The sequence below is a fragment of the Flavobacterium sp. genome, from assembly GCF_043720215.1.
In the GTDB taxonomy this organism is placed as follows: Bacteria; Bacteroidota; Bacteroidia; order Flavobacteriales; family Flavobacteriaceae; genus Flavobacterium.
The window spans coordinates 1-5,859 of the sequence record NZ_JAYSSZ010000022.1 but is presented as its reverse complement, the minus strand read 5'-3'; the positions used below and the strand labels follow the sequence as shown (position 1 = coordinate 5,859).

Annotated in this window: 7 protein-coding genes and 1 pseudogene; 5 read left to right on the top strand and 3 right to left on the bottom strand. The window is 31.2% G+C overall.

Annotation, left to right across the window (positions count from 1 at the left end):
* Positions 1-266: 266 nt before the first annotated feature.
* Positions 267-770 carry a DUF456 domain-containing protein gene (locus ACHZC3_RS00990; RefSeq protein ID WP_394758009.1) on the bottom strand — a complete coding sequence of 168 codons (504 nt, stop codon included), beginning with the start codon at positions 768-770 and terminating at the stop codon, positions 267-269.
* Positions 771-839: 69 nt separating this feature from the next.
* On the opposite strand from ACHZC3_RS00990, the gene ACHZC3_RS00985 reads away from it, so the two are divergent.
* Positions 840-1,316 (top strand): hypothetical protein, encoded by a 477-nt coding sequence (locus ACHZC3_RS00985; RefSeq protein ID WP_394758008.1) that lies wholly within the window; start codon positions 840-842, stop codon positions 1,314-1,316.
* A 100-nt stretch (positions 1,317-1,416) separates the two neighbouring features.
* On the opposite strand, the gene ACHZC3_RS00980 is transcribed toward ACHZC3_RS00985, so the two are convergent.
* Together ACHZC3_RS00980 and ACHZC3_RS00975 are read right to left on the bottom strand one after the other, a co-directional pair.
* Positions 1,417-2,532: a glycosyltransferase gene (locus ACHZC3_RS00980; protein ID WP_394758007.1), complete on the bottom strand. Its 1,116-nt coding sequence runs from the start codon at positions 2,530-2,532 to the stop codon at positions 1,417-1,419.
* A complete protein-coding gene (locus ACHZC3_RS00975; protein WP_394758010.1) occupies positions 2,520-3,464 on the bottom strand; it encodes a hypothetical protein in 945 nt (314 codons plus the stop codon). Before ACHZC3_RS00975 ends, ACHZC3_RS00980 begins: the two co-directional genes overlap by 13 nt.
* Positions 3,465-3,533: 69 nt before the next feature.
* On the opposite strand from ACHZC3_RS00975, the gene ruvC reads away from it, so the two are divergent.
* The 4 genes and pseudogenes from ruvC to ACHZC3_RS00955 form a co-directional block, all read left to right on the top strand.
* Entirely contained in the window at positions 3,534-4,088 is a 555-nt protein-coding gene (ruvC, locus tag ACHZC3_RS00970; RefSeq protein WP_394758006.1) for a crossover junction endodeoxyribonuclease RuvC, read from the top strand.
* Positions 4,089-4,090: 2 nt separating this feature from the next.
* Entirely contained in the window at positions 4,091-5,224 is a 1,134-nt protein-coding gene (hemW, locus tag ACHZC3_RS00965) for a radical SAM family heme chaperone HemW (RefSeq protein ID WP_394758005.1), read from the top strand.
* Between the two features lie 50 nt (positions 5,225-5,274).
* Entirely contained in the window at positions 5,275-5,652 is a 378-nt protein-coding gene (locus tag ACHZC3_RS00960) for a GxxExxY protein (RefSeq protein ID WP_394758004.1), read from the top strand.
* Between the two features lie 49 nt (positions 5,653-5,701).
* Positions 5,702-5,859: pseudogene (locus ACHZC3_RS00955) on the top strand (cyclase family protein); the annotation flags it as partial.

Below are 5,859 nucleotides of genomic sequence, written 5' to 3'. Positions count from 1 at the left end.
CTAAAAACAGCACCAAAAACGTTTTTGGTGCTGTTTAATTTATCTATTTTTGTCTAATAATCTGTATCGATTATTTAGGACTAGTCATGAGGTTCTTAAAAAATCATATAGAATTTAAAAGGTCTTTGTTTCGTTAGCTTGCATTTTCAAATTCAGTTCATGAGTATTCTCTGATATCTTTCATTAATGCGTGAAAATCCATAAAATCTGTAGCAAAAAAATGTTAGCAAAATGATTGTTTATATAAAAGGATTTAAAGATTAATCCTAAAAAAATGATTTTCTATAATCCCAAGCTACATACAAGAAAGTTCCTAAAAACAACATACAAACCATAAACTTCATAAAAGCAGAGGCTAGAAAGCCTAAGAAAGAACCTGTGGCTGCTTTTAGAGCGCGTTTTTTATCTTGAGAATTATATATCATTTCACCTACAAAAGCTCCTGCAAAAGCCCCGACAACAAATCCAAAAGGAATAGGAATAAAAAGTAATCCAATGAGCAAACCAATATTTGTTCCCCAAACACCATAAGAGCTTCCGCCAAACTTCCTAGTTCCTTTTGCCGGAATAACATAATCTAGAACAGTAATTGCAATAGTTATTACTAAAGTAATCCCAAGAGTCCAATAATTAATAGGAATAGTATCAGTAATGTAGAGTAAAAGCAATCCTATCCAACTAATACTTGGACCCGGAAGTACAGGTAAAAAACTGCCAAAAACGCCTACAATTACACAAATAAATCCAATGATTAATAATAATGCATCCATAAATTAGAATTTAGTATTTTTGTCATTAAAATTAAAGATTAATATCCATATTTCATTCAAAAATACTAAATGAAAAAAACAGCCATCCTTCTTTTAGTTATAGTTTTTCAAAGCTGTCAATATTTTGAAAAAAATGTTCCTATAAAAGAAGACTTACTCAATCAGGAACTAAAAAAAATAAATTGGAACGAAGTCGATGATTTTCCATGCACACTTCAATGCGATTCCATTGCAGATAAAGTTACAAGAAAGCAATGTTTTTTTGATTTTATGACAAACACTATCCAAGACAAACTGATTCAAGATTCAGTTAAAATTTTATTCCCTAAACTAGACACAATACCAGTAAAAGTAACCGTTCTTGCTAATGCAAATGTTATTTTCGAACCCAATCTAACAAAGTATAATTCAGATTATGATGTTCAAAAATTAGACAGTGTTTTACAACTAAAATTATCAAATCTTCCTCCCGTGGAACCAGCTATCAAACGTGGAATAAAAGTAAAAACACAATTTATATTACCTATAATTTTAAAATCAGAATAATTTTAGGAGCTATTTCCTGCTATTTGTTACAATCTCGCCAAAAAAATGGCGAGGATTTCCACTGCTATCAGGGCTACGGCTTTTAGGAATATAAGAAACCTTATTTTTTAAAACGTCTACCTTTCCAAGTATAATTTCCAAAAAGAGAATACAAAGCAACAGAAATACAAAACAATGGATATACAAAACTACTTAGTAAAACATAACGCAAATTGGTTTTAAAAAACACACTCGTTTTATAAAGTAAAACAAAATCAATAAGAAATTTCGAAAATAAGAGTAATCCAAAATAATTTAGACTTAGTATCCCGAAAATCCAAAACCCAAAACTCAAAACCCAAAACAAATTTATCATTAAAACCGAAACACCTAGTTGTTTACTGTATAAACTGTTATAATTCGCTGTTTTACTCGCCCAACGAACTCTTTGGTTAAATAAATCGGTCCAAGTTTTTTCCGTTTTAGTTTGTACAATTATTGACTCAGATTTTAAGAAATAAACATTATTTTTGTCTTTCTGAATCGCTTTTTGTAACAAAAAAACATCATCACCACTCGCGATTTTGTCATTTCCGTCAAAACCATTTAACGCTGTAAAAAAAGATTTTTGATAACAAAAATTTGCGCCATTGCACATAAAAGCTTGATTGTTTCCAAAACTTCCAATCGTTGTTCCTTGTAAACTTAATAAGTCCAATTGCTGAAAAGCATCTAAAAAACTATCGTTAGTTTTATAAAAAACACCAGCAGCAACCATCCTAGTATTGTTTTTTTGGATAAATGCATCAAAAGTTGTGAGCCAATTCGGTCCCACAATACAATCTGCATCGGTAGTAATAATCCAGTCGTTTTTAGCAATCTCTATTGCTGTATTTATAGCGTCTTTTTTCGGAGAATTGGAAATCCGAATATTATCTATTACAATAATCTGACCCGAGCGAAAGCGAATTGGCGAAGCAAATCTAAAATCTGACTCGTCATCAACTAAAATCACTTCAAACAAATCATTCGGATAATTTAATTTTTCAATTGAAGACAAAAGATTTGGCAGGTTTTCCACTTCATTTCTAAACGGAACAATAATTGAAAATTTTGTTTTTGGTTGTAAACTTTCACTTTCAAAAGATTTTATTTTTGTAAATCCGTAAATTATCCAAATGATATTCAGTAAATACCAAATACCAATACAAGCAAAAATATAAATTACGATTTCCATTGTGATTTAAAATTTAAAACAAAATAACTTCCAATAGTCACAGGAATTACCACATTCAAGAACCACATTAGTGTGCTAATAAAAACAACAATCCATTCATTCACACCAAGCAATCCGAAGAAAAAAACGGCCACACTTCCTTTTACAGCAAAATCAAGAAACTGAAAAGTTGGCAAAGAAGAAGCTAGAAAATAAACACTAGAAATAGTTGCCATCAAAATTAAATAAGGCAAATCGACACCAAAAATTAAAAACAAAAAATAGTATTGATGCGAAAAAACCAAATAGCGACCAATGGCCAACAAAATATTTTTTTGATGAATTCGTTTTGGGATTTCGTTTGTTTTATGAATTAATTTTTCGACAGAATATCCTTTTATATTTATCTTTTTCGAAAAAAAGACAATCCCAAATAACAAAAGACAAATCCCAAAAAGAATAGCAACTGTTCTTGACGTAATTACGTTAAAATGTGAATTGAAATACAACAATCCAAAAACCCCAAAAACAATTGTCAAAATCATTTGAATTCCGTTGCAAATTAAATTCAAGAAAATAATTTTTTTAGTTTTTATCTTTTCAAAAAATAGTGCTTTTCCAGCATATTCTCCTATTCCGTTTGGTGTAAATAAACCAGCAGTAAGCGCACCAAGAACTTGTTTAGTAGCCTCGCTAATAGAAATTGGTTTAATAAACAAAACTAAATTTTGCCATTTCAAAATTTCCAGAAAACGATTTAAAAAGGACAAAAATAGTACCAGCAGAATACTCCAAATAGTAATTTTAGAATTAAATAAATCTACAAATTTTTGCCATTCTAGCTTTTCATTATGAGCTAATTGGTCATAAATAAAATAAAAAGAACCACCTACAATCAAAAGTTTGACTGCAAGAACAAGGAATTGTTTAGCTTTGTGAGAAATTAAAAACATCATTGCAAATAACGGAAAAATTCTTTGTGAATCTCTGTGTTTTCTCTGTGAATCTCTGTGTAATAACAAATGGCAAACGAACGTATCATATTAGGAATCGATCCAGGAACAACCATAATGGGTTTCGGACTTATAAAAGTCATCAATAAAAAGATGGAGTTTCTTCAACTCAACGAATTAATTCTAAGCAAATACGACAACCATTATCAGAAACTAAAAGTGATTTTTGAACGTACGATTGAACTTATTGATACGCACAATCCTGATGAAATTGCGATTGAAGCACCGTTTTTTGGTAAAAATGTACAATCGATGCTCAAGCTAGGAAGAGCGCAAGGTGTTGCTATGGCAGCAGGACTTTCGAGAGATATTCCCATTACCGAATACGAACCAAAAAAAATAAAAATGGCCATTACTGGAAACGGAAATGCCAGCAAAGAGCAAGTAGCAAAAATGTTACAGCAATTGTTAGGGCTAAAAGAATTACCAAAAAACCTCGATAGTACCGATGGTTTAGCAGCCGCAGTTTGTCATTTTTTTAATTCTGGAAAAGTAGTTGGTACGACAAATTATACTGGTTGGGATGCTTTTGTAAAACAAAATGAAGAACGCGTAAAAAAATAATTTTGGCAGGAATCTACATCCATATACCTTTTTGCAAGCAAGCGTGTCACTACTGCGATTTTCATTTTTCGACTTCGTTGAAGAAGAAAGACGAGATGGTTTTAGCAATTGCTAAAGAAATCGTGATGCGAAAAAGCGAGTTTAAAAATGACTTAATTGAAACTATTTATTTCGGAGGAGGAACTCCAAGTATTCTAGAAGTTTCTGATTTGAAATTTTTGATTGATGAAGTTTACAAACATTACAAAGTTTCTGAAAACCCCGAAATTACCATTGAAGCTAATCCTGATGATTTATCCGAAAATCATTTAATCGAATTATCAACAACACCAATAAACAGATTAAGTATAGGGATTCAGTCTTTTTTTGAAGAAGATTTAAAACTCATGAATCGCGCTCATAATTCGGCGGAAGCCAAAAAATGTTTGGAAATAGCCACGCAATATTTTGACAATATTTCGGTCGATTTAATATACGGAACACCAGGTTTGAGTAACGAGCGATGGCTCGAAAATATTCAAATTGCTTTAGATTTGAATATCCCACACATTTCGAGTTACGCATTAACAGTCGAACCTAAAACAGCTTTGCATAAGTTTATCAAAGACGGAATCATCCCACAACCTGATGATGCGGTGGCTCACGAACAATTTTTAATACTAGTTGATACTTTAGAAAAAAACAAATTCATTCATTATGAATTATCGAATTTCGGAAAAGAAAATTATTTTTCTAGAAACAATTCGGCATATTGGTTGGGTAAAAAATATATAGGAATAGGTCCTTCGGCACACAGTTACGACGGAAAAAATCGCAGTTGGAATGTGTCTAACAATGCTATTTATTTGAAATCAATATCCGAAAATCAATTGCCGTCAGAAACCGAAATTTTGTCAGAATCCGACAGATACAACGAATATGTAATGACTGGTTTACGTACTATTTGGGGTGTTTCTTTAGATAAAATTGAAGCCGAATTTGGAGAAAGATATCATAAATATCTCATCCAAAATGCACAAAAATACTTAGATAATGGAAAGCTTATTTTGGAAAATAATGTTTTACGAACAACCAGAAAAGGAAAATTCTTTTGTGACGGAATAGCATCAGACTTATTTTACTTAAATTTGGAGTAAGCTAACCGCAAGGTTCGCAAAGTTTTACGCCATGAACGCAAGGAAAAATTATGACAGAAAACGAATTATCAAAAATTGTATTTGATTGCGCTCTGAAAGTACATCAAAATTTAGGGCCAGGACTTTTAGAAAGTGCTTATGAAGAATGTTTGTTTTATGAAATTAAGAAAACTGGACTTCAAGTTGAGAAGCAAAAGCCACTTCCTTTAATTTATGAAGAAGTTAAATTGGATATAGGTTACAGACTTGATATAATTATCGAAAATAAATTAATTTTAGAAATAAAATCTGTCGACTCTTTAAACGATGTCCATTTTGCTCAACTTTTAACTTATTTAAAATTAACTGATTGTAAACTTGGCATGTTAATAAATTTTAATGTAACATTAATTAAAAACGGAATAAAGCGAGTAGTTAATAATCTTTAAATCCTTTGCGAACATTGCGTAAATCTTTGCGCTCTTTGCGGTTAAATCTATGAAAGCAATAATAAACAATCAAGAAATAAATTTATCAAAACCCATTGACATTTCCATTCCGCTAACCAATACGGACGAAAACCCTATTGCTTGGTATCTCGGTAAACCCGAAATAGAACCTGTAAAAGTAGGCGATTGGATAGGGAAAGTTTCGGA

Coding starts and splice junctions, on each gene's coding strand:
- ACHZC3_RS00980 (WP_394758007.1), bottom strand. CDS start 2,532: ATGGAAATCGTAATTTATATTTTTGCTTGTATTGGTATTTGGTATTTA.
- ACHZC3_RS00960 (WP_394758004.1), top strand. CDS start 5,275: ATGACAGAAAACGAATTATCAAAAATTGTATTTGATTGCGCTCTGAAA.
- ruvC (WP_394758006.1), top strand. CDS start 3,534: ATGGCAAACGAACGTATCATATTAGGAATCGATCCAGGAACAACCATA.
- ACHZC3_RS00985 (WP_394758008.1), top strand. CDS start 840: ATGAAAAAAACAGCCATCCTTCTTTTAGTTATAGTTTTTCAAAGCTGT.
- ACHZC3_RS00990 (WP_394758009.1), bottom strand. CDS start 770: ATGGATGCATTATTATTAATCATTGGATTTATTTGTGTAATTGTAGGC.
- ACHZC3_RS00975 (WP_394758010.1), bottom strand. CDS start 3,464: ATGTTTTTAATTTCTCACAAAGCTAAACAATTCCTTGTTCTTGCAGTC.